The sequence below is a fragment of the Nocardia sp. NPDC055002 genome (genome assembly GCF_053608825.1).
Genome location: NZ_JBSGWE010000002.1, coordinates 861,980 through 884,775, shown reverse-complemented (window position 1 = coordinate 884,775; position 22,796 = coordinate 861,980). Strand labels below are relative to the sequence as shown.

Here is a 22,796-nt window from a genome sequence, read left to right as displayed (position 1 = left end):
TGGCGGCTGGTCATGGCTTGACGACGCTCATCCACATCGAGTGATTGCGGCGTTGCATCGCCTCGATCGCGGTGAGTGTGTCCGACAGGGCGAATCGGTCGGTGATCAACTCTTCGGCGGCCAGACGCCCGGCGGCCAGGAGCGACAGCACCTGCTGTGCGTCGTTGCGGGTGCAGGCACGGGTGCCGACGAACTTCCAGCAATTGATCATCATCGCGGCCGGGCTCAACGGCAGTGGGGCGGGGTTGGCGCCCATGTGCACGAGGGCGGCGCCGGTGGCCAGTGCAAGCATGGCTTGTCCGGTCGCGGGCCCGGAGGGAATGTAGTCGATCACCGCGTCGGCTCCGCGGGGTGCGAGTTCGCGGAGCCGACGGGTCAGTTGGCCGGTCTCGGCCCAGTCCGCGTCGAGTTCTTCCAGTGCGACCGTCTCGGTCGGCACGTCGCCGGCGAGCCCGCGCACCTCGCTGACCCGTTCCGCGCTGCGACCGACGAGGATCAGTCGCGAAATACCCAGATGCTCGGCGAGTTTGATCGTGGCGGTGCCCATGGTTCCGGTCGCCGCGGTGACGACGACGGTGGCGCCCATCGGTAGATCAGCGCATTTCAAGGCCCGCATCGCGTTGGCCAGATCGTGGACCTTGGCGCCCACATCGAAGCTCACGTTGTCGGGCAGCGGATCGATCAGCCAGTGCGGGACCCGCACGAACTCCGCGAGGCCGCCGTCGTGGTATTCGTCGTAGAGCGGCATCGGCACGTCGGCGAAGGCGGCATGGCCGATCATGGCCTGCTGGGCGCACATCATGTCGCGATCGGTCCGGCAGTACACACAGTTTCGGCAGTTGAGATTCGGGTGTATCCGCACTCGGTCACCTACCGCGACAGTGCTGACAGAGGATCCGACCGCGGCGATCGTGCCAGCGGCTTCGTGGCCGAGGGTGGTCGGCAGGTGCTTGAATGCTCCCCGCGCCAGCAGGTGCATCATGCCGGGTGCGAGCCCGGCGGCGGCGACAGCGACGACGACGTCCCAGGGCCCGGGTTCGGGGACGGGGATGCGTTCGAGCGCGAGTCCGCGATCACCGGCGAGAGCACGGGCGGCGAGCATGGTGGTCATCGGTGGTCCTTCGCGGTGGCCGGTTGTCCGGTGGTGAGGGGTTGTGCGGTTCGATCGGTCTGCGCGACCTGGGGCAGTTCGGTGCTCGACAGCAGCGAGATGTACTCCCCCGCCCCGGTGCTGACCGTCGTGTACGCGATTCCGAGCGGAATTCTGACGAAATCGCCAGGCCCCAGCTCGACCGTTCCGCGTTGCGAGATGAGAGTGCGGGTACCGCTGATCTGGTAGTGGATCTCGTCTGCGTCGAGGTTGCGCCGGTACCGACGCGCCTCGCCCTCGGTGCCGAAGGCAACGACCCCGAGCCTGAACCGATCGTTGCCGTAGAGCCAGTCCACCCCGGATCCGGATCCTCGAAGGACCTGCATGCGATCGGTTTCCTCGTGCACCCGATCGAGCAGGAGTTGCTCGTCGATCGGAAACACGGTGACATCGTGGCCGCGCGCGCCCATACACTGCGTGATCGCCTCGTTCCACGGACTCGGCGACCAACCGGGAAACGGCGGAAACAGCGGTTGCGACTGCCGGATTCCGGCGGTGAGTTCCCGAACCGGGGCCGGGACATAGAACAGCAGATGACTTTCGCCGCGCCCATAATTGTCGTGGGCGACGCCGCGCGGAATCCGCGAGAATTCGCCCGGACGGTGTTCGATGACGCCCTGTTCGGTCATCAGGGTTCGTTCGCCACCGACCTGATAGGAGATCTCGTCGACATCGCAGTTGCGGTGATAGAAGGGCTGACGGTTGTCCATCGTCTGCCACTCCACGCGCAGGTGATCGCTTTCGTAGACCGCGCGCGGCGGCGCGAACGGTTGTGCTCGGTACTCCTGCGGGAAGTGCACCACAGTCAGCGCAGGATGCTCGCTCCACAGCTTGAGCGCGACCTTGGCCGGGTGCGGCGGCGCGAGCAGAAGCTGTTCGTCGCGGCGAACGCTACGCAGGGGTTGTGCTGCGCCCATGATCATGATGTCTTCGATGACATGCATGCGGACTCCTCGGTTTCCGGGGTGGGGAACGGTGCGGTCAGCTCGTCGGCAGCGCGTCGTAGTAGCGCGCCGCGCCGCGGTGCAGGGGAATGGGTGTGCGCCCCATGACCACCGGGTCGAGGGGGTAGGTGATGGGGCTGCGTTCGGGTGCCAGGTGGGCGTACTGCCTCTCGATCACCTCGCGGGTCTCACCCAGGATCCAGGCGATCGCGTAGGCGATGTCGTCGGGCAGCTCGGTCGAGGTGACCATCAGGAAATCCGAGAAGTCGAGAGTGCGGAACGACGGTGCGCCGGGAAACCAGCCTTCCTCGACCGTCGCCGACGGCCAGCCCAGGTCGTTGTCCAGCGAAGCGAGCACTTCCGGTTCCACCTCGAGGAAGTGGTAGTCGCCGCCGAACTCTTGCCACGGCCCGACCATGACGGCTTCCTGCACGATCGCGTTCGCCCGACCTGCCAGCACATGATCGAAAGCGGGAAAGGGCTGTTCGGCGTAGAGGAAGCTGCCGCCCCAGCCGACGATGTCGACCTTGGATCGTTCCAGTAGCGCGTGTGCGGCGATGCCCACGTGATTGACCCCGTCATCGGGTGCGGTCGCCACGGTCAACTGCGGTGCGGCGGCACGCAACTGTTCGAAGGTGGTGATCCCCAGTGAGCGGTGTACGCCGAAGACCAGCCGGTCGCGCTGGGGCACCGTGCCCAGCGCCCGCAACTGCGGATGCGCCTCGCCCTCGTATACCCCACGTCCGTCCAGCGCCGCGGTCACGAAGGCTGCCGGCGTCACCATCGCGACATCGACTTCTCCCCGTACCACCGCATGGACACCGTCGACGAAACCGCGTCCGTTCCAGATGGCGAACCGCGTTCCCGGTCCGCTGCGGGCGGTGAGTTCCTGGCCTACCCACCCGCAGACCCGGTGCAGATTGGCCGCACCCCAGTCGCCTTGCATGCGCAGGGTGTGAGTGCGGGCGATCGAGGGTTGCGCGGGCCGTGCAGTGGTCATCGGTGTTGCTCCTGGTTCGAATCGGCCGCGGCATCGCGGACTACGTTGTGCACGGCGCCGACGCCGTCGATCTCCACGCTGATCCGGTCGCCGTCGCGCAGGAATACCTGGGGGTCGCGTCGATAGCCGACACCGCCCGGTGTGCCGGTGAGGATCACGTCACCGGGATCGAGCCTGGTGAAGGTGGAGATCGTGGCGATCAGCCGGGGGATCGAGAAGATCAATTTCGACAGATCCGATTCCTGCACCGTCTCGCCGTTGAGGATTGTCCGGATCCCCGCGGTGGAGATATCGACTTCCTCGGGTGTGACGAGGTAGGGGCCGAGCGGCGTGCTCGCGTCCCAGGCCTTTCCCTGAACCCACTGATGGGTTTTGTACTGGTAATCGCGCATAGTGATGTCGTTGGCCACTGTATAGCCGAGGACATGGTCGAGGGCCCGGCTCTCCGGGATCCGGCGTCCTGACCGGCCGATGACGACGGCGAGCTCTCCTTCGTAGTCCACCTGCGTCGCTTCCGGGGGCAAGACGATGTCGTCGTAGGCACCGAGCAAGCTGTCGGCGTATTTGGGAAACAGGACCGGATAGGTCGGTAGTTCGCGGTGAGTCTCGGTGACGTGCGCGTGGTAGTTCAGCCCTACGCAGAACACCTTGGCGGGCCTGGGGACCACGGGCAGCAGCCGTACCTCGCGGAGCGGGACTTTCGCTTCGGTGACGCGCGCCGCGCCGCGCAGGTCGTCGACGGTGGTGGTAGCACCGAGTTCGGTGAACCCGGCCAACGGCACGACGGCGGTTCCCTCGATTTCGCCGACGCGCACGATGCCGTCGTGGACGTAGGTGGTGTAGGCCATCGGTCAGTTCCCTTCGCTGGACTTGCGCCAGGAGGCGAGCTGGCCGCCCCACAGGTTCACGGTGTTGGGGATCGGGCGCCACCGGCGCGGTACATAGGTCACGCGGTCGTCGTGGAATTTCTCCATCTCCGCCGACAGCTCGATGTGGTTTCCCGCCGGGTCGTCGAAGAAGACGAACAGGTTGTTTCCGGGGCCGTGTCGGCCGGGCCCCCAGGTCACCTCGACGTTCTCGTCGGTGAGCCGGTCGCACCAGGCTTTGAAGTCCTCCCACTCGGCGAGGTCGTAGGAGTAGTGGTCGATGTCGCCGCCGCGCCCGACATCGACCACCGCGAGGGTGTGGTGATCGCGGTCGGAGCGCAGCCAGGCGAAGCGCCCGTCCTCGAGCTGATCGGAGATGCGGAACCCGACGGTATCGACGAAGAACGCGACCATGGCCTCCACGCTGTCGGTGCCCAGGGTGATGTGCTGATACTTGATCGGCCGTCGGCCGGTGTCCGCGGCGTTCTCACCCTGTCGCTGCACCGCGCCGTGGAAGTGGACCTCGGTGCCGTGCGGATCGGTGGTCGTGATGGCACGACAGTCACCGACCGCGGAATCGACATACGAGGCGTCGAGCAGACCGACGGTGTGTCCGGCGGCGGCGAGCCGTTCGGCGATGCCATCCACCCCGCCGTCGTCGCGGACCTCGAATCCGTAGTGGCGCAGACCTTTCGCGCCTTCTATCAGATCGAGCACATGGTGGCCGGTGCCCCAGCCGAGACGAAGGCCGCCGTCTGGCAGCTCGTCGTGGACGACCAGACCGAGGACTCTGCCGTAGAACTGTGCCGCGGCGGCGACGTCGGGGACGGCGAAGCCGATGTGCGACACCGCTGTTCGGGTCAGCGTCCCGGCGGCATCTCGCTCCTGCAGAACGATCCGTTGCGGTTTATCCATGGCTGACTGCTCCTTGTCGAGGCGTGGTGTGGACGACTGCGCCGGGTGTCCAGGACAGGACCCGGTCGATGACGTCTTCGGTATGGTCGGGCGTCCATGCGCCGGCGACGAAGTGATCTGGTCGCAACAGCACGAATCGGCCTGTGTAGGCGATGAACTCACTGTTCAGCGCATGATCGACATCGATGAGGGCGCGGCGTCCGCTCCCGGGCATGTGGTCTGCCAGCATGAGCTGAGCGGCTGTCGCGTCGAAGGCAGTGAGGATCGTTTCCACGCCCTGCCAGTGCTCGTCGCCGACATCGATGCCGATCAGCGACCACCCGGTACCGAGTGCTCGGTCCAATCGGCACACCGAGTGGGTGGCGGTATCGAAAACGAGTGGTTGACCGAGAGGAACACCGACGTGGGCGGGCAGGTCACCGGGAACGACGAGCCCGTCGGTGTAGTGCTGGGGCGGGCGGTATCGCATCTGTTCCAGATACGCGCGTCCGTCCTCGGTGGCCAACGCGGCGGCGACCCGGCGATCGCGACGCGCCGCCATGCTCGGCGAGGTGGTCATGACGACACGGCCCAGTCGTTCCGACATCCGAACCGTGGCCAGCGCATGCGGAAACCGCTCGCGCTGATAGCTGGCGAGAACGTCGGCGTCGAGAATTCCGGCGAGGACATCAGCGATCTTCCAGCACAGATTGGCTGCGTCACGGATGCCCGAGTTCAGGCCCTGCCCGGCGAACGGCGGCATCATATGGGCGGCGTCGCCGAGTAAGAAGCTGCGCCCGATCATCCATTCGTCGGCGACCACGGCGTTGAACCGGTAGTTGACCGCCCGTTCGACCTGGTGCGGTTCGAGGACCCGATAGCGCGAGACGAGCTTGCGGATCAGCTCGAAGTCGGGCGGTTGCTGGGGGTCACCCTCACCGTCGAAGAGGCGGAACTCGTAGCGGCAGCGACCGTGCAGGCCTGGCACGATCACGTGCGGTCGGTCCGGGTCACCGTGATGCATCGCGAAGCGCTCGGTGTGCGGATCCTCGACGGTGTCGGCGACCAGCCACACCTGGTCGTGACTACGACCGGTCATGTCGATGTCCTGCAGCAGCCGAGTTGCCGAGCGTCCGCCATCGCAGCCCAGGACATACCGGGCCGTGACGGTCGAGGCACCCGTCGCGGTCTCGACGTGCACGCTCACATGGTCGGGATGCTGGTCGAAACCGCTGACTCGGTTCCCGAAGCGCACCGTGACATTCGGCGCCCGCGTCACGGCATCGGCGAGCACGCGCTCGAGGTCCGGCTGCGCGAAGGGGTTCTTGAAGGGAAACCCCAGCCGGAAGGGTTGGGGACCTTTGGCGTGGAACAGCGGCGTGCCCGCGCGGTCGTAGTAGCGGGTTCCGGTGCCGGGCACGAGAACCGGCATGATCTGATCGACGATGCCCGCCTGCTGGAATACCCGCAGGGCTTCGTCGTCGATGCTGATCGCCTTCGGCTCGTCACTGGTCGAGGCGTTCTGCTCCAGGACCACGACTTCGATACCTCGAGCCGCAAGCAACGCAGCGGCGGTCAAGCCCACCGGACCGGCTCCGCAGACCACGACTTCGACGTCGCAGTGCGGCTTGATCGGCGTCATCGTGTGAGCCTCATCGACGGTGATGTCATGCTCGCCACAGTAGGAGCGTTGTCCTGCTTTTCGTAAGCACTGTCCTGATTTACAGGACTCGATCGGCGTTCTACTGTGTGTTCATGACTGGACGAACCCGCGCCCCGGGCGCATATCGCGAGCGCAATTCCACTGCCGACCGCGCGCTGGACATCTTGTTGCTGTTCACCGCCGACAAGCCGGTGTGGACCGGCGCCGAGATCGGCGAGCAACTGGGCGTGGCCCGATCGACCGGCTACCGCTACATCCAGAGCCTGGTCAATACCGGATTCATCGAGGAAGCGACCAACGGCTTCCGCCTCGGTCCCCGAATCTTCGAACTCTCGCGCCTGGCCCGCGCCGGTCTCGGGCTCACCGATGTCGCGATGCCGCCGATGCGCGCGCTGGCGGCCACGGTCAACGAGACAGTGCTGCTGACGCGGCGCTCCGGACGTTCGGTTGTCTGCCTCGATCTGGTCGAGCCGCAACACACGGTGCGGCTTTCCTACGAACGCGGTCACGTTCTGCCGATCAACGCCGGCGCTGCCGCGGAGGTCCTGTTGGCCTGGGCCGATCCCGCCGAGGTCAACTCCGTCCTCAACCAAGCTCCGCTCGAGCGATTCACCGCCAAGACCCTGACCGATCCCGACGCCCTGCGCGCGCGCCTGGTGCACATCCGCAGGCGCGGCGTGGCGATCTCCCAAGGAGAACTCGACGACCACATCCTCGGCGTGGCCGCCCCTATCCGCGACGCGTCCGGTTCGGTGTGCGCGGCGATCAGCATCGCCGCCCTCGCCACCAGGGTCCCCCGCGCGGAATTGAAGAACGTCGAGGCCGCCGTCCGCGACGCGGCCGCGGCGATCTCTCACCAGCTCGAACTCCGCGACGCCTGACCTCGCCCGAGTAAACTCCCTGCTCAGCCTGATATCTGTCTCGATATACAGGACATTGCTTTTGCGATGTAGGACACCTCCCTACTGTGACTGTGATCCATACCTCAGTCAGGGAGTAGGTGCAGGCAATGGGGCCGAATCAAGAGCCCACCCACGACGTCGTGATTGTGGGCGCTGGGCCGGTGGGCTTGGCAGCAGCCCGAATGCTCGGCCGCTACGGCCACAACGTGCTGGTCATCGAGCGATGGACACAGCCGTATCCGCTGCCCCGGGCAGTCCATTTCGACGACGAGATCGGCCGAGTGTTCCAGTCCATGGGGCTCACCGACGCCGTGCGAGCGATCTCGGAACCGGTGCCCGATTGCTATGAGTGGCGTAACCGCGCCGATGACGTACTCGTGAGCATCGACTGGTCCGGACTCGGTCCCAACGGATGGCCGGTCGCGAACTTCTTCTCCCAGCCACAGCTGGAACACGTCCTCGCCACCGCGGTCGAGACGATGGACGAGGTCACGATTCGGCGCGGCGCCGAAGTCCTCGAAATCGTTCAACACGACGTCGGTGCGACTGTCGCCCTCGACGACGGGACGTCGATCACCACTCGATTCGTCCTCGGCTGCGACGGCGCCAACAGCACGGTCCGCGGACATCTCGATACCGAGGTCGTCGATCTCGGGTTCTACTTCGACTGGCTCATCGTCGATACGGTGCCACTCGACGATCGGGATTGGTCACCGCAGAACTGGCAGTTGTGCGATCCGGCCCGGCCGACGACCATCGTGTCCGGTGGGCCCGGCCGACGACGGTGGGAATTCATGCGGTTGCCCGGCGAACCCACCGAACAACTCGATACCACCGAATCCGTGTGGCGACTGCTGCGACCGTGGGGCCGCACACCGGCGAACACCGAACTCGAACGCCACTGCGTCTACACCTTCAGCGCCAGGTGGGCGCAGCGGTGGTCGCGGGGACAAGTCCTCATCGCCGGCGACGCCGCCCACCTGATGCCGCCGTTCGCGGGCCAGGGCATGTGTTCGGGAATCCGCGACGCGGCCAATCTGAGCTGGAAACTCGACCGGGTACTGCGCGGTGTCTCCGAGCTGTCGTTGCTCGACACCTACACAGACGAACGCAAAACCCATCTGCAACACGCGATCTCGATGTCGGTGGAGCTGGGCAAGGTGATCTGCGTGCTCGATGAGAGCCATGCCGAGGAGCGTGACGCGCGGATGATCGCCGGCCTCGCGAATCCCGCCGTCGTGCTGCCGGTAACCGCGCAGCCGATCCTCGGTCCCGGAGTCATCGCGCAAACGCTGGATCCCGCGGGACTGCGTGGGACGTTGCTTCCTCAACTGGCGATCGAACACGATTGCCTGCCACAGCTTCTCGACGACGCCACCGGTTCCGGCGCGGTCCTGCTGATTCACGGTGACGCTTCCGCTCACGATCTGCTCGGAGCCGAGTCGACGCGTCAGCTCGCCGACAGCGAGACACGAGCTTTCAGTATCGGTGCCGGCGCCACCGCTGATCTGCGCGACTTCGACGGCGGGTGGGCCCGATGGTTCTCCGATCACCACATCAGGGCTGTGCTGGCCCGCCCCGACCACTACATCTTCGCCACCGTCACCGATCTCGACGAGATCGCACAGATGGTGTCGCACTACCGCACGAGCCTGCGTGTCACCGCGCACGTCGGCTGACCGAACCCAACACAGAGGAGACACACCCCTTATGCGTATCGCCAATTATCGAAACCGGGCGGCGCTCATCGTCGGCACCGAAGGCTACGAGCAGGCCGTCGACATCGCGACCGCGTCCCAGGGCCACTTCGGCCCCGCCCTTCCGGCCGTCTACGAGCAGTGGGACGCGTTCACCGACTGGGCGCGTGGCCGCGTCGAACTCTCGTCCGACGCGGTCGGAGTCCAGCGCGAACACCTCGGCGCCCCCTCCCCCTGCCCACGTCAGGTCTTCGCCGTCGGCCTCAACTACCGGGCACACGCGGCCGAGTCCGGGTTCGAGGCACCGACCGATCTGCCTCCGGTGTTCACCAAGTACTCCTCGAGCTTCACCGGCCCCGACTCCACCGTCACGCTGCCCGCCGGCGGAAATATCGACTGGGAGATCGAACTCGTCATCGTCATCGGCCGGTCGGCCCATCACATCGACGCGGCGGCAGCGTGGGAGCACATCGCGGGCCTCACCGCCGGACAGGACATCTCCGAGCGCGTTTCCCAGTTGCGCGGCCCCGCACCGCAGTTCGGGCTCGCAAAGTCGTTCCCCGGGTTCTCCCCGCAGGGCCCGTGGCTGGTGACCCCCGACGAGTTCGACAACCCCGACGACCTCGAACTGCAGTGCTGTCTCGACGGCGAGGAACTGCAGAAGGGCCGTACCCGCGACCTGATCTTCAGCGTCTCCGATCTCGTCGCGACCCTGTCGCGCACAGTGACGCTGTTCCCCGGCGATGTCATCTTCACCGGCACCCCGGCCGGAGTCGGCGTCGGCCGCGATCCGCAGCGCTTCATCCAGCCGGGTCAACGGCTCGACAGCCGCATCGAAGGCATCGGCGAACTGCACCAGCTCTTCCAGAACAGCGCGTCGGAGTAGGAGCACCCATGGCACTGCACGGTCTCGCCGCAGCGAGCATCGGCGTTCCCAATGTCGCCGAAACCATCTCCTACTACACCGAATTCGGTTTGGAACACCTCGGCCACGGCCGATTCGCCACCCGCAACGGCGGTGAACAACTCCGTATCTCCCACGCGCCCACCAGACGGCTACTCGAACTGACCGTCGCCGCGGACGATCCTGACGACATCGCCGCCACCGCACAGCGCTTGACCGCGCACGGAGTGCCGAATCAGGCAACCGCCGAATCGGTGCGCGCCATCGAACCTGTCACCGGAACCCCGGTCATCGTTTCCGTGCGCCCCCGCATCCGCATCGAGCCTGCGGTAGCCAGAACGGCGTACAACGGCCCGGATCGCATCGACCGCTGGGGCAGAGCACCTTTCCTCGAACGCGGCGGCCGGGTTCGACCGCGCAAGCTCGGACATGTCGTCATCGGCAGTACGGATCTGCACACCACCCGCGGCTTCTTCACCGAAGGCCTCGGGTTCAAGATCAGTGACTACATGGGCGACAAGGCGGCGTTCCTGCGCTGCTCGGTCGAACACCACAACGTGCTGGTGATGGCCGCGCCGGTCAACTTCATGCACCACACCAGCTGGCAAGTCGACGATGTCGACGAGGTCGGCCGTGGCGCGCACCGCATGCTCGAAGACCATCCGGAACGGCACACCTGGGGACTCGGACGCCATTTCGCCGGCGCGAACTTCTTCTGGTACCTGCGTGATCCGGCCGGAAACTTCTCCGAGTACTACTCCGACATGGACACCATCCCCGAGGACGACCTGTGGTCGCCCCAGGTCCTCGAAGGATTGCAGGGCCTGTACGCCTGGGGCCCACCGCCACCGGCATCGTTTCTCGAACCCGATGACCTGGCCGCACTCATGACCGGCGCGCATTCGACCGGCGCCTGAGCGTCGCGGCCAGCTGTCAACTTCCGATCCCTTGCGGCGCAATGATGCACCGCGATCATCCCACCCCGAAGGAACCCCATGAGGAAGACCATCGCCGCCTCCACACTCGCGGCCACCGCGTTGCTGACAGTGATCGCCCCATCGGCGCACGCCGCGCCCGAGGACAACGGTGTCGGATTCACCGCCCGCACCGACGAGCACTCCACCACGATCAGCACCGATGCCGGTTCCATGGCGGTCGACAACGGCGTCTTCACCCTCCGCGCCGCCAACGGCACAGTCGTGGCAGGCACCGAACTGTCCTTCCGCGTCGATGATTTCGTCTTCCCGATCGCCGCGCAGGTGCACGATCGAACCGCAACACTGACCCCTCAGTTCGATCGGGCTCACGCCGTGTACAAGCCGGTCGCCCTCCCGTACGAGGACCAAGCCCCGTGGCGCACCCAGTACGAGCGCGAACAAGCCGCATGGTCGCGGCTCACCAGCACGATCACCCTCGGTGCCAGCGTCGGCACGGTCGTCGGTGGAATCGGCGGGGCCGCAGTGGGTTGCGTGCTCGGCGGGATCGCCGGCGCCACCATCGCCTCGGCCACCATCATCGGGTTGTTCGGTCCGTTCATTCCCGCGGCTGCCGTGGGCTGCATCGGCGGCGTCCTCGCGGTCGGCGCGCTGGGCACCGTGGCCGGTCAGCTGTTGATCACCGCACCGGTCGCGGTCATGGCGGCAGTCCAGTACTTCACCACCATCAACCAGCCCGCACCCAGTCCGGCGAAATGACGAACTACGTTCCCGTACTCATCTGCGGTGGCGGACCCGTCGGGCTCGCCACCAGTCTGGAACTCGCGCATCACGGGGTGCGCTCGGTGATCGTCGAACCGCGCAGCGAGGTGTCGTGGCTGCGGCCGCGAGCCAAGACGACATCGGCTCGCACGATGGAACTGTTCCGCCGCTGGGGACTGGCCGACACCATCCGCGACCGCGCCGGGCTGCCCGTCGACTGGTCGGATCAAGCCGTCTTCGCCACAGCGTTGCTGGGCAAGGAGATCACCCGGTTCGACAAATGCTTCGGCCTCGAACTCGGTGGCTCTGATCGCGCGGCCGAACCGGGCCAGCAGATACCCCAGCCCGCCGTCGAACAAGTGCTGCGGGCTGCGGTCGCCACCTCGGAATACGCCGAGTTGCGGACCGGTCGATCACTGCATTCCTTCGTCGAACGCCCGGATGGCATCGATGCTCAGATCATCGATGGCGACGGAAGCCTCACCAGGATCACCTGCGACTTCCTCGTCGGCGCCGACGGTGCCCACAGCACCGTCCGCGAGGCCATCGGCGCTCGATACGACGGATCCGCCGATGAACGACCGAATTTCAACATCGTCTTCCGCGCACCGGATCTCGCCGACCGCGTCCCGCACGGCCCCGCGGTGCACTACTGGATCGTGCGACCGGACCGGCCCGGAGTGATGGGGCGACTCGATTTGCGGGACACCTGGTGGTGCATCGCGCAAGGCGTCGACCAGAAGGCCGGTGAAGCGGATCCACGCGCCCTCGTGCACGCGCTGGTGGGTGAGGCCATCGATGCCGAGATCGTCGCGACCGATCCGTGGAAAGCGAAAATGCTGCTGGCCGACCGGTATTGCACCGATCGGGTGTTCCTCGCCGGTGACGCGGCCCACCTCAACCCGCCCTGGGGCGGACACGGATTCAACACCGGGGTCGGCGACGCGATCAACCTCGGCTGGAAACTCGCGGCGGTGGTCGCCGGCTGGGCGCCACGGTCGCTGTTGGCCAGCTACGAGAGCGAACGCCGACCGATCGCCGCACGCACCATCGACGAGGCCGCCACCAACATGGCGACATTGCCGTCGCAACTGGCCGACCAGCGCCTCGTCGATGATCAGTTCGACACGATCCGGCCCGACATCGCCGAGCAGATCCAGCGCACGAAGGACGGGGAATTCCACAGCCTCGGACTGGTTCTCGACTACACCTACGACGGGTCACCGGTCGTCGCCGCAGGCACCGGCGGCCGCCTCACCCATCGCTGGCTCTCGCCGGGCGAGTCGCTCTACGACCGTCTCGGGCACGGCTTCACTCTCGTCGGAGACCTCACCGATCCTCGCGTCACCGAATTCGCCGCCGCGGCCACCGCAGCCTCAGTCCCACTGGAACTGCTGTCCCATCCCATCGAGTTGAGTCTGGTTCGACCGGATCAGCACGTCGCCTGGGTCGCCGGAGCACCCGGAACCGCAGCACAAGCCCTGCGCCGGGCAATCGGCCACACCAATTAGTTAGGAACCACCATGGCCACTACCACCAAGCTGCCCACCCAGCGTAGTGCGGGCGTGCTGGTGCTCGCATGTCTGATCCTGTTCATCGACGGATACGACCTGTTCGCCCTCGGCACCATCGGGCCCAGCCTGCTGCACGACCCGACCTGGCATGCCGGCCCGGCAACGCTGGGCACCCTCGGCAGCATCACCGCGGTCGGCATGCCCTTCGGGTCCATCCTGGCCGGCTGGTGCGCCGACCGATGGGGTCGCCGCGGCCCCCTGACCATCGCGGTCGCGTGGATCTCCGTGTCCATGCTGGCCGCCGCCTTCGCACCGACCATGGCGCTACTCGGCGCGGCACGATTCGCCACCGGCATCGGTGTCGGCGCCCTCGCACCACTCGTCGGAGCCCTGGTCGGCGACAACGCCCCCACACGTCGACGAACACTGCACCTGGCCGTCGCCATGGGCTCCATCGGTGTCGGTGGTACCGCCTCGGCACTCCTCGGACGATTCCTGTTGCCCCAGCACGACTTCCAGGTGATCTTCCTCATCGGCGCTCTCCCGATTCTGCTGGCACCGTTGATCTGGCGCACGCTGCCTGCCACGCCGAGATTGCGTGCCGTCCCGAAATCCGGTCGTGAACAGGTCGGTCACCTGCTTGCTCCCGGTCGCCGTACCGGCACGATCCTGCTGTGGACAGCGACCTTCGCCAGCATGGCTCTCGTCTACAGCACGACCGCCTGGCTCCCGACGGTGATGATGCGCAACGGCTACAACCTCAGTTCCTCCCTCGAATTCTCTATTGCCTTCACCTTCGGCGCTGCGGTGGGCGGGGTTGCGCTGGCGGTCTATGCCGACCGCGGCCACCTGAAGGTCGTCACCTCGCTGACGTTCCTTCTCGCGGCACTGGCACTGTTGGTCCTGAGCACCAACCAGCCGCGACCGCTGCTGCTTGTGGCCTCCGCACTGGCGGGAGTGGGCGCGTTGGGCTGCCAGAACATGATCATCGCGTGCATGTCGGCCTTCTACCCGCAACACCTGCGCGGCGCCGCGCTCGGCTACGGGTTGGGAATCGGCAGGCTGGGCGCCATCGCAGGACCCAGCTACCTGTCGCTGGCCACGGCCATGTTCACCTCGCCACGAGTGGGGTTCTTCGCCTTCATGGTTCCCGCGATCATCGGATCGGTTGCCGTCGCGATGCTCCCCCGAACCTTCGCATCGACACCCCTGGAAGAACAGCCGCAGGATTGACGGACAGCGGCAATGGGAAACAGGCAGCCGTATCGTCACAGTGGCGATACGGCTGCCTGACCGGTGAAAGTTGCCCGTGCGCTGAAGCACTCGGCGCAGCGACGGTAGCGCCGCCGGCATCCACCTTCACCAGCACATCTTCACCCGACCCGCTGGTACCGCACGAGATGTGCCCTGGCACAGCGCCGATTCTCCCGACGCGCCCCGAATCCCCGCATCTGCCCTCGAGGCACTGTGCAGCGAGCTCGCCGCAGCGTTTTCGAACTGAGAGCGGCACGGCCGCCCTCACCCGCTCAGAGGGCGGTACCGCCGCTGGCGTCGAGGGTTTGGCCGGTGATCCATCGGGCGTCGTCGCTGACGAGGTAAGAGACGATGTCGGCAATGTCAGCGGGACGCCCGACGCGACCGAGGGCGACGTTGGACGCGGCTTCGCGCTGGCCATCGGGATTGTCGATGAGCCAGGCGTTCATATCCGTGAGTACATAGCCGGGGGCGACAGCGTTGACGGTGATGCCGCGCGGGCCGAGAGCTTGGGCCAGGACGCGGGTGAAGCTGTCGATAGCGCCTTTGGTCATGGTGTAGGCCAGGATGTCGGGGATCGCCATCCGCGTGACGGCCGAGGACAGATTCACGACACGACCGCCGTCACGAAGCCGGTCGAGAATGCCTTGCACCAGGAAGAACGGGGCTCGGACATTGGTAGCGAAGAGGGTGTCGAATTCGGCGGGAGTCATGGTGTCGACGCCCTTCATGACGGTCATGCCCGCGTTGTTGACCAGGATGTCCAGGCCGACTGGGACGCCGAGGGCGGCGAAGCCCGCGTCCATGTCCTCCAGGAAGGTGGCGAAGTCGGTGGAGCCGAGGTCGCCACGAACTGCGAAAGCTCGGCCACCGTCGGCCTCGATCCCGGCGACTACGTCCTTGGCCGCAGCGTCGTTCTGACCGAAATGTACTGCTACCAGTACACCGTCTCGGGCCAGCCGCTCAGCGATGGCACGGCCGATGCCCCGGCTCGCACCGGTTACCAGAGCTGTTTTGGTTGTGAGGTTTTCGGTTTCGCTCATGCAAGCTATTCAACGGACATGACCGGTCGATGTCCGGCTGGATTCGGACATGGCATTCGGGTCCTCCGAACCCAGTGGAATCGGCCATCTGGCCAACCGCTCCCGACGTACAAGCGGCTCGACCTCGGCACGTTGCAGCACTGGACCGGACAATCGCAGTAGCGGCGCCCGGTCACGCGATTGTCAGAATTCTCGGTAGAGATCAACCAGGGTCGTCGGGGCAGCTACCGCAGGACGCACGCCATTGTGCATCCTGCGGTCTCTGCGAACCTCGGGCGGTTCGCTTGCCCCCTCCGCGAGCGAACCGGGGCTCGCCGAACTGGCCGGGCCCGTACCCAACCGACCGCTCAGGACGGCTATCGTGAGCCTAAGACGGCCAGCTTGCTAGTGCAAGTTGCAGAAGCAAGTTTTGTGATGGTGGATAAGGTAGCTAGAAGTTGTGCCGGACGGGTGCGCCGACCGACGACGGAGAAGGAGGCCGGGGCCATGTCGAACCTCGAAAATGAGTACACGCCAACAGAATCCGAAGGCGGTCCGACGTTTGCTGATCGCCTGCGGTTTCTCTTCGAGACGGTGTATCCGCGCGGTCGTGGTCCCTACAGTCAGACCGAAGTGGTCGACATGATCAGAGCCAACGGGGGCGGGATGACCACCGGCTACATGTCGCAGCTGTTGTCAGGCAAACGCCGTTCACCCACGTTGCCGACCGTGACCGACATCGCTACCGTATTCCGCGTCCCGATCGACTATTTCGGGTCGCCGGAGTCCTATGCGGAGATCCGACGCCACATCGCGTGGATCAGCACGATCCGTGATTCGGGTGCCGAACAGGTCGCCGCCCGCACCTACAACCCCGCCAAGGTGTTCGAAGTCGGGTTCCGGGAGCTGCGCCGCAGCAGCGACGAAGGCGACGCGGACAACTGATTCAGGATGCGAGCAGATAGGCGCCGGCCGCGAGCGCCGCTCCCACGATCGAGCCGACGACGACCTGGCCGCGGGTGTGATCGCCCAGCCACACACGCGACCAGCCATTGACGACGGTCAGTGGCAGCGCGGCAAGAAACCATGGTGAGGCGATCAGCGCCAGCAGGACCGTTGTTCCCGCACTCACCGCGGTATGGACACTCACCTTCCATTTGCCGATCACGGTCACGATGCCGATGCCGAACAGGACAACCAGCCCGGCCACCGTCCACGCGATCAGAGCGCGCGGGGCGCCCTGCACGATCTCGACGATCAGGCCCACGCCCACGATGCCCAAAATCGCCGGAATCACCCAGCGCCGACCGTCGATATCGGTCACATGGTGATCGCTGGCGATACCGCGTCGCACACCTGCCAAGATGATGACCATCGGAATGCCGCCTGTGATCGCGGCGACGAAAAGCCCCCACCCTGGCGCACCCACAGCGAACCCGGCGATCGTCCCGGTCACGATATTGATCACCCAGGGAGCCCCGAGCTCAGTGATCACCCGAGCCGCGCGCGCTTGCGGCACCATCGTTTCCGTCACGCCGAAACCTCTCGCTGTTCATCCCGATATTTCCGTGCCAAAGTCAATGCCCACGTGCGGTCGAGCTCGGCCTCGAGGACCGCCGACCGGATACCGGCACTGCTGAACGCCGACGATGCTCGCCCCCGCAGCAGCCATCCCGCCACTGCCGCAGCCACTTCCGTCATATCCGCCACGCAAGCGTCAGGTTGCGTGGTGCTCTCGGCTTCCATACTCAAGGCGTCGAGCAATTCGGTGACCCGGTCGTCGGCTCGCTCATCGGTGCTGCTGCCCCGCCGCGACGCCCGGCGAACACCGGGCCAGCGCGCCGTCAACTCTCGATGCAGCGGACCGATCGCCCACAGGATCCGCTTGGCACGCACCCACGACACGACCGGCGACAACATCATGCCCACGAAGATCACCAGAACACCCACGGCGGACACCGCCCGGGTGACTTCGAAGACCACGGGCAGCTGAGGCGCACCCAGATAGCGCGCCGCCACGAAGTAGCTCAACCGAGTCCACGCCCACACCGTCGCGGCGGCCAGCCCCACCGACAGCAGAGTCAAACTCCAGCCGGTCAAGCTGCGCACATCCGCGGCACGAGCGGTCATCACCATCAGCGCCGGGCACAGCAACGCCGGGAACAGCGCACCGGCGATGCCTGCCTCGGCGTATCCGGGCAGGTGGCTATAGGAGATGTCGAACTCGAACCCACCTGCCGCCTGTGGCACCGTCGGCGCGCAGGCGAAGATCGCCATCGCCACCACCGAACCGACCACCGCGATCAGGCCCAATACCCGAGCCCCGCGCGCCACTCTCTCCGGATCGGTCGTGACAGCCAAGGCCAGCACACCCGAGGAGGCCGCCATCAGGTTGAACAGCACCATGCGCAATCCGGTCGAGAAATTGGCAATCGGCACGACAGCCTGCACCACCGTCTCCACCGCCGGGATGTTCAAACTCAGGTGCACGGCGACGACACCCAACGCCACCACCATGCTGCCCAGCACCCAGCTGCGCGACCACCACCACCGCCACGCCCGGCTCACCACAGCGATCCACATCAGCGGCGCCAACACGATGGCGTTCACCCCAGGGCCTCGCCCCAGCGAGACCGCAACCGCGGCTCTTTGCGACCGATGCGCTGCAAGCGGTTCAACAGCACGCTCGCGAACTGCTCGGCGGCCAATTCCTCGGCGGCCGCGCCTGCGTTGCCGCACTCTCGACGCAACATCAGCGCGGCCAACTCGTGTACCCCTGTCGGCAGCACCGCCTGCGCCAGCTCGAGCACCGGCCGTCCCTGATGCCCCAGCACGATATGACCCAGTTCGTGGGCAAGAGTCCGGTCTCGAGTCTGCACCCAGGAGGCAACGCTGACCTCATCGTGATCGCGGTAATGAACCCACTGCCCGAACACCCCGGTCGGCAGTGCCGAATTCTCGATCACCTGCAAAGGCCGCCCCCGGAACCGGGAAACCGCCTCCACCAACCCATCCAATGACTGGGACTCCTCCACCGTCGCCATGGTGAAGATACGATCGACCGCCGAATTGACCGCCGGACCGCTGAACACGCCATCATCCAACCACACCCGACTTCGACTGGCCGATCGCCGGCCGCCGTTGACGATTGCCGAGCCGACTTCGCCGAAGAGGTTCCACGGTCGCGGCTCGACTACACAGCGTCCCAGTGCAGGCACGTTCGCAAGCCGGCTCCAGTGTGAAGTATCGGGGTTTGAATTCGGTTGCAGTGCTGTGGAATTCGTCACGATCAGATCGGTGCGCCCTGGTGGCGCGAGGTCTTCACCGCCGCGCCGTTGGCAACGAACACCCCGCCAAGCCCTTTCCACGACGAACTGCGAAGGCTCTTCGAGTTTCGCCAGATCGAGCGCGAGATCCGCGACGAACTCGTCGATGGCCGCACCCACCTGTACGAGGCCGCAACGGACAGCTAGTCCGCAACTTGCTGTCCTGCAGCGAAGTAGCCCGCCCCCACGACCCGCACAGGCTGGTACAGATTGTCGGTCCGACGCAGCGTTTCGGCGCAGCGCCGATACGCAGCAGGCCTATTCGCCGCACTCGATGCTTGTCCGGATGAGGGTTGCTTCGAAGAGACCGTGCGGGGAGTCGCGTTGAGCACGATCTACGCCCTCAGCCTTCATTTGGTCGAGTCGTCATGGCCGCGCACGAGATCTCAACCCTGAAGTCCGAAACTGTCGCTATATCAACATCATCGACCGGTTCCGGTTTATTCGCCTCCGCCACGGTCAACCCTCCGCTCATGACCACCTCACGTAATCGGGTACCGAGTACGCCGAGCATGGATCTGACCAGCACCACCATCGTGTTGGCGACCAGCGTGTTCTTCCTGTTGGGTCTGACCGCCCTGACAGGGTCGCTGACCATCGCCTTCTTCGGCGCCCTCAGCCTGAGTGCGGCGATGACGATGTCCTCCAAAATGCTAGGCCTCAACGGCCTTCAAATCACCTCCCCCCGTTGAGCATTACGAACGCCAGGAGCTGATCCGCATGCCCACCACCACCACCCGCCCCACCTACGAACACGCCGAACCATTGTTCGCGCACCTGGCGCTGACCGACCCGCGCAGCCCCGAGCACGATGCTCTGCGCGAGGAGATCATCGAAGTCTGCCTCCCGCTCGCCGAGCACATCGCCCGCAAATACGCCGGCCGCGGTGAAGTGTTCGACGATCTGCTCCAGACCGCGCGCGTCGGCGTGGTCATGGCAGTCGACCGCTACGACGTGACCACCGGATCACCGTTCCTGGGTTTCGCGGTCCCCACCATCATGGGTGAAGTGCGCAGACACTTTCGCGACCACATCTGGCCGCTGCATGTGCCGCGTCGCGAAAAGGAGCTACAGGGCAAAGTCAGGGTGGCGACCGACGAGTTGACCCGTCGACTCCACCGCTCCCCCACCGCGCAAGAACTCGCGACCGAACTCGATGTTCCGGTTACCGATATCGCCCGTACTCTGGTGGCGGCCAACGCGTTCCAGACGCGCAGCCTCGACACCCCCGCACGTGATACCGACGGCGATCCCAGCATGACCATCGCCGACACCTTCGGCGATGAAGACCCTCGTTACCAACTGGCTGAAGACACGATCACCGTCGCGCCCTTGCTGGCACAGCTGCCGCCGGAAGATCGCCAGCTGCTGATCTGGCGGTTCTACGACACACTCACCCAAGGTGAGATCGCCGAACGCCTCGGTGTCTCCCAGATGAGCGTGTCTCGCAAGCTCACCAGACTGCTGGGCGATCTGCGTGCGCAGACCACTGACGACCAAGTACCGCTCGCGGTCTGAACTCCTGGTTCGCCTGCGCCCTCTCCCCGCTCGCAGCCACCTTGCACTGTTCCTCAGATCGACGCCCGACCAACCGGGCAGGCGGGGTCATCCAAATAGGTCCGGCCGTCGAATTCCTGGGTGAAGGGTCGGTTTCCGTAGCGCTCACAACCTGCGACGACCCTTCAGAGGAAGGCAACGCTCGGTCGCTGATCGGATCGATCAGCGACCGAGCGTTCCTCTACCCAGTGCTGGCGATCGTGCTGCTGGTGAAGCGGCGCAGTATCGAGCCCGCCTCGGCGACGGAGGACCGGTAGCCACGTTCATCGTGACGTAGCGGCCCATTTCGGTGAGGAAAGGGCCCAGGTCGCGATTCCGAGCCGGTGATCCGCTGACCTAACCCGTCGACGCGCAACCCTTTGTCCAGGGGCGGTGCAGGCCATATCGTCCCCGCCCTGCCAGCGACCAACTCAGAGAATGGGCCTGCCGCCGGTCACCGCGAGCCTCGCACCGGAAATGTAGCTACCGTCGTCGCTGGCGAGCAGGACATAAGCCGCTGCGAGTTCCGCGGGCTGTCCCGCCCGGCCCAGAGGGGTGTCGTCGCCGAACTTGCCGACCTTCTCCGGTGGCATGGTGGAAGGAATCAGCGGCGTCCAGATCGGGCCGGGCGCCACACTGTTCACCCGGATGCCCTTGTCGCCCAGCAACTGAGCCAAACTCGCCGATAGATTCGAGATCGCTGCCTTGGTCGCAGCATACGGCGCCAAGGTCGGATTGGGCATGTCGGAGTTCACCGACGAACTGCCGATGATCGAAGAACCCGGCCGCATATGCGGCACCGCTGCCTGGACCAGATGGAAATAGGCTCCCACATTCAACGCAAAGGTATAGGCGAATTCCTCGTCGGTGATTTCAGCCAGGTCCGTGTGCGTCATCTGGTACGCAGCGTTGCTCACCAGCACATCGATCGTGCCGAATTCGGCTACAGCTCGTTCGATGACCGCACGACAGTGCGCCGGGTCCGAAAGGTCACCCGGAACCAGAACCGCCCGCTGTCCCGCCTCGATCACCAAGTCGGCGACGTCCTGGGCGTCTTGATCCTCGTCCAGATACGAGATCAACACGTCAGCGCCCTCGCGGGCGAACGCGATCGCGACAGCTCTGCCGATCCCGCTGTCGGCGCCAGTGATCACCGCTGCCTTTCCGGTCAGCTTTCCCGAGCCGCGATAGGTCTTCTCCCCACAATCGGGGACAGGCGACATCTGCGCCTGGATGCCGGGTACCTTTTGCTGCTGTTCGGGAAAGCCCATGATCGAATCCCTTCGCTCGCAGATCGCCGTCTCCGGGTGATTACCGCGATACCCGCGCGGCAAACAGCATGGTTTTGCTTCACCCGGAAAAGGCGCCGCACGTCGACTTCGGCGATGCCTGATTGCTTACGCAGCGGCGGGGTATGCCGCTGCCGAGCGACTGAACCGGGAGCTCGCCAGCGCATTCGGATGATGGGAGTAGACCATGCTCGGTCTCGGAATAATCGGATGGATCATCATCGGCGGACTCGCCGGATGGATCGCCAGCAAGATCATGAAGACCGATGCCCAGCAAGGGATCCTGCTCAACATCGTCGTCGGCGTCGTCGGCGGCCTGCTCGGTGGATTCGTGCTCAAACTGTTCGGTGTCGATGTCAACGGCGGCGGACTGTGGTTCAGCTTCTTCACCTGCATCGCCGGCGCGGTCATTCTCTTGTTCCTCGTCGGGTTGGTCACCGGGCGTCGCGGCGCATCGCGTTAGCCGCCACCGGACTGGGACAACCGCAGTGCACGGCCCGAAGCCTTCACGGCTTCGGGCCGCCCCTGTCTCCACACAGTGCCCAGCACCCCGCAACTCTCCAGCGGATGCCTGTAATCGCCGTCACAGCAAGGTGTTTCGCAGTGCGGTAATCGATTCGTCTCCGAAGATGCGGGCATTCGAACAGTGAAACCGTCATGTTCCCGTTCGAAGGAGAACTCCCTGTTCATGAGACGAACGCGCCGTCACGTCCACCTCCTAGGCCGCCTCGCATTGTTGGGTGCTCTCGTCTCGGCGGGGGTTATCGCCTGCGCGACGACTACCGAATCGCGAGGCCCTGGCGGAGGCCCGGCCTCTGCCGACGCACCGGCCATCGGTCCAGCCGCGGGTGCGCAGCTGTGCGACACGATGTGGGCCGATCTCGCCGGCTGGCGCCAACAGGGCAGCGCCATCGCTCGCGTGAAATTCAACGGCGTCGTACACACCTGGGCGCTGCGAAACGGTGCGATCAATATCGCCGTTGCCCGCCATCGCGACGCGATCGACGTGGTCACGCGCGACCAGTGCCCCAACGCACGTCAGCAGGTCACACAGATCATCAACACCGTGGATCTGGCGTCGGGGCTCGTCGGCTTCTGATTCCGCGCCCGGGCTGTTTAGGAACAGGTGTGCGCGGTA

At 65.6% G+C, this 22,796-nt stretch carries 23 protein-coding genes; 12 read left to right on the top strand and 11 right to left on the bottom strand.

Annotated elements, in window-relative coordinates; translation table 11 throughout:
• Window positions 1-10: 10 nt before the first annotated feature.
• From ACWF99_RS11365 to ACWF99_RS11340, 6 genes are read right to left on the bottom strand one after another with little or no spacing between them, the layout of a single operon-like run.
• A complete protein-coding gene (locus ACWF99_RS11365) occupies window positions 11-1,111 on the bottom strand; it encodes an alcohol dehydrogenase catalytic domain-containing protein (protein ID WP_452535762.1) in 1,101 nt (366 codons plus the stop codon).
• A complete protein-coding gene (locus ACWF99_RS11360; protein WP_378627892.1) occupies window positions 1,108-2,094 on the bottom strand; it encodes a cupin domain-containing protein in 987 nt (328 codons plus the stop codon). The genes ACWF99_RS11365 and ACWF99_RS11360 overlap by 4 nt, the downstream gene beginning before the upstream one ends.
• A 37-nt stretch (window positions 2,095-2,131) precedes the next feature.
• Window positions 2,132-3,094: a TAXI family TRAP transporter solute-binding subunit gene (locus ACWF99_RS11355; protein ID WP_452535761.1), complete on the bottom strand. Its 963-nt coding sequence runs from the start codon at window positions 3,092-3,094 to the stop codon at window positions 2,132-2,134.
• Window positions 3,091-3,942 (bottom strand): fumarylacetoacetate hydrolase family protein, encoded by an 852-nt coding sequence (locus ACWF99_RS11350; protein ID WP_378627887.1) that lies wholly within the window; start codon window positions 3,940-3,942, stop codon window positions 3,091-3,093. The genes ACWF99_RS11355 and ACWF99_RS11350 overlap by 4 nt, the downstream gene beginning before the upstream one ends.
• Before the next feature lie 3 nt (window positions 3,943-3,945).
• A complete protein-coding gene (locus tag ACWF99_RS11345) occupies window positions 3,946-4,875 on the bottom strand; it encodes a VOC family protein (protein ID WP_452535760.1) in 930 nt (309 codons plus the stop codon).
• Complete coding sequence (locus tag ACWF99_RS11340) at window positions 4,868-6,496, bottom strand: FAD-dependent monooxygenase (protein WP_452535759.1); 1,629 nt, start codon at window positions 6,494-6,496, stop codon at window positions 4,868-4,870. The genes ACWF99_RS11345 and ACWF99_RS11340 overlap by 8 nt, the downstream gene beginning before the upstream one ends.
• A 113-nt stretch (window positions 6,497-6,609) precedes the next feature.
• Between ACWF99_RS11340 and ACWF99_RS11335 the strand changes: the two genes are divergently transcribed.
• The 7 genes from ACWF99_RS11335 to ACWF99_RS11305 all read left to right on the top strand — a co-directional run bounded on the left by ACWF99_RS11335 (window position 6,610) and on the right by ACWF99_RS11305 (window position 14,464).
• A complete protein-coding gene (locus tag ACWF99_RS11335; protein ID WP_378627880.1) occupies window positions 6,610-7,398 on the top strand; it encodes an IclR family transcriptional regulator in 789 nt (262 codons plus the stop codon).
• Window positions 7,399-7,526: 128 nt separating this feature from the next.
• Window positions 7,527-9,098, top strand: coding sequence for a bifunctional 3-(3-hydroxy-phenyl)propionate/3-hydroxycinnamic acid hydroxylase MhpA (mhpA, locus tag ACWF99_RS11330; RefSeq protein ID WP_378627878.1), 1,572 nt, complete (start codon window positions 7,527-7,529; stop codon window positions 9,096-9,098).
• A gap of 31 nt (window positions 9,099-9,129) precedes the next feature.
• Window positions 9,130-10,002: a fumarylacetoacetate hydrolase family protein gene (locus ACWF99_RS11325; protein ID WP_452535758.1), complete on the top strand. Its 873-nt coding sequence runs from the start codon at window positions 9,130-9,132 to the stop codon at window positions 10,000-10,002.
• An 8-nt stretch (window positions 10,003-10,010) separates the two neighbouring features.
• On the top strand, window positions 10,011-10,937 hold the full coding sequence (locus tag ACWF99_RS11320) for a VOC family protein (protein ID WP_452535757.1): 927 nt from the start codon (window positions 10,011-10,013) through the stop codon (window positions 10,935-10,937).
• 78 nt (window positions 10,938-11,015) lie between these two features.
• Window positions 11,016-11,714, top strand: coding sequence for a hypothetical protein (locus ACWF99_RS11315; RefSeq protein ID WP_378627872.1), 699 nt, complete (start codon window positions 11,016-11,018; stop codon window positions 11,712-11,714).
• A complete protein-coding gene (locus ACWF99_RS11310) occupies window positions 11,711-13,228 on the top strand; it encodes an FAD-dependent monooxygenase (protein WP_378627870.1) in 1,518 nt (505 codons plus the stop codon). The genes ACWF99_RS11315 and ACWF99_RS11310 overlap by 4 nt, the downstream gene beginning before the upstream one ends.
• 12 nt (window positions 13,229-13,240) lie before the next feature.
• Window positions 13,241-14,464 carry an MFS transporter gene (locus tag ACWF99_RS11305; protein WP_378627869.1) on the top strand — a complete coding sequence of 408 codons (1,224 nt, stop codon included), beginning with the start codon at window positions 13,241-13,243 and terminating at the stop codon, window positions 14,462-14,464.
• A gap of 293 nt (window positions 14,465-14,757) precedes the next feature.
• On the opposite strand, the gene ACWF99_RS11300 is transcribed toward ACWF99_RS11305, so the two are convergent.
• On the bottom strand, window positions 14,758-15,528 hold the full coding sequence (locus ACWF99_RS11300; RefSeq protein ID WP_378627866.1) for an SDR family oxidoreductase: 771 nt from the start codon (window positions 15,526-15,528) through the stop codon (window positions 14,758-14,760).
• Window positions 15,529-15,939: 411 nt separating this feature from the next.
• Between ACWF99_RS11300 and ACWF99_RS11295 the strand changes: the two genes are divergently transcribed.
• Window positions 15,940-16,452 carry a helix-turn-helix domain-containing protein gene (locus ACWF99_RS11295; protein ID WP_452535756.1) on the top strand — a complete coding sequence of 171 codons (513 nt, stop codon included), beginning with the start codon at window positions 15,940-15,942 and terminating at the stop codon, window positions 16,450-16,452.
• Window position 16,453: 1 nt separating this feature from the next.
• On the opposite strand, the gene ACWF99_RS11290 is transcribed toward ACWF99_RS11295, so the two are convergent.
• The 3 genes from ACWF99_RS11290 to ACWF99_RS11280 form a co-directional block, all read right to left on the bottom strand.
• A complete protein-coding gene (locus ACWF99_RS11290; protein WP_452535755.1) occupies window positions 16,454-16,831 on the bottom strand; it encodes a phosphatase PAP2 family protein in 378 nt (125 codons plus the stop codon).
• Between the two features lie 206 nt (window positions 16,832-17,037).
• Complete coding sequence (locus ACWF99_RS11285; protein ID WP_452535754.1) at window positions 17,038-18,117, bottom strand: hypothetical protein; 1,080 nt, start codon at window positions 18,115-18,117, stop codon at window positions 17,038-17,040.
• Entirely contained in the window at window positions 18,114-18,953 is an 840-nt protein-coding gene (locus tag ACWF99_RS11280) for a hypothetical protein (protein ID WP_452535753.1), read from the bottom strand. Before ACWF99_RS11280 ends, ACWF99_RS11285 begins: the two co-directional genes overlap by 4 nt.
• A gap of 353 nt (window positions 18,954-19,306) precedes the next feature.
• Between ACWF99_RS11280 and ACWF99_RS11275 the strand changes: the two genes are divergently transcribed.
• Both ACWF99_RS11275 and ACWF99_RS11270 read left to right on the top strand, forming a co-directional pair.
• Window positions 19,307-19,525, top strand: a complete 219-nt coding sequence (locus ACWF99_RS11275) for a hypothetical protein (RefSeq protein WP_452535752.1) — start codon at window positions 19,307-19,309, stop codon at window positions 19,523-19,525.
• Window positions 19,526-19,553: 28 nt separating this feature from the next.
• A complete protein-coding gene (locus ACWF99_RS11270) occupies window positions 19,554-20,351 on the top strand; it encodes a SigB/SigF/SigG family RNA polymerase sigma factor (protein ID WP_452535751.1) in 798 nt (265 codons plus the stop codon).
• A gap of 449 nt (window positions 20,352-20,800) precedes the next feature.
• Here ACWF99_RS11270 and ACWF99_RS11265 read toward each other — a convergent pair whose 3' ends face one another.
• Complete coding sequence (locus ACWF99_RS11265; protein WP_452535750.1) at window positions 20,801-21,640, bottom strand: glucose 1-dehydrogenase; 840 nt, start codon at window positions 21,638-21,640, stop codon at window positions 20,801-20,803.
• A 205-nt stretch (window positions 21,641-21,845) separates the two neighbouring features.
• On the opposite strand from ACWF99_RS11265, the gene ACWF99_RS11260 reads away from it, so the two are divergent.
• A complete protein-coding gene (locus ACWF99_RS11260; RefSeq protein WP_378627834.1) occupies window positions 21,846-22,121 on the top strand; it encodes a GlsB/YeaQ/YmgE family stress response membrane protein in 276 nt (91 codons plus the stop codon).
• A gap of 405 nt (window positions 22,122-22,526) precedes the next feature.
• The gene (locus ACWF99_RS11255) at window positions 22,527-22,757 is read left to right on the top strand and encodes a hypothetical protein (protein ID WP_452535749.1); all 231 of its coding nucleotides are present in this window, start codon (window positions 22,527-22,529) and stop codon (window positions 22,755-22,757) included.
• Window positions 22,758-22,796: the final 39 nt, after the last annotated feature.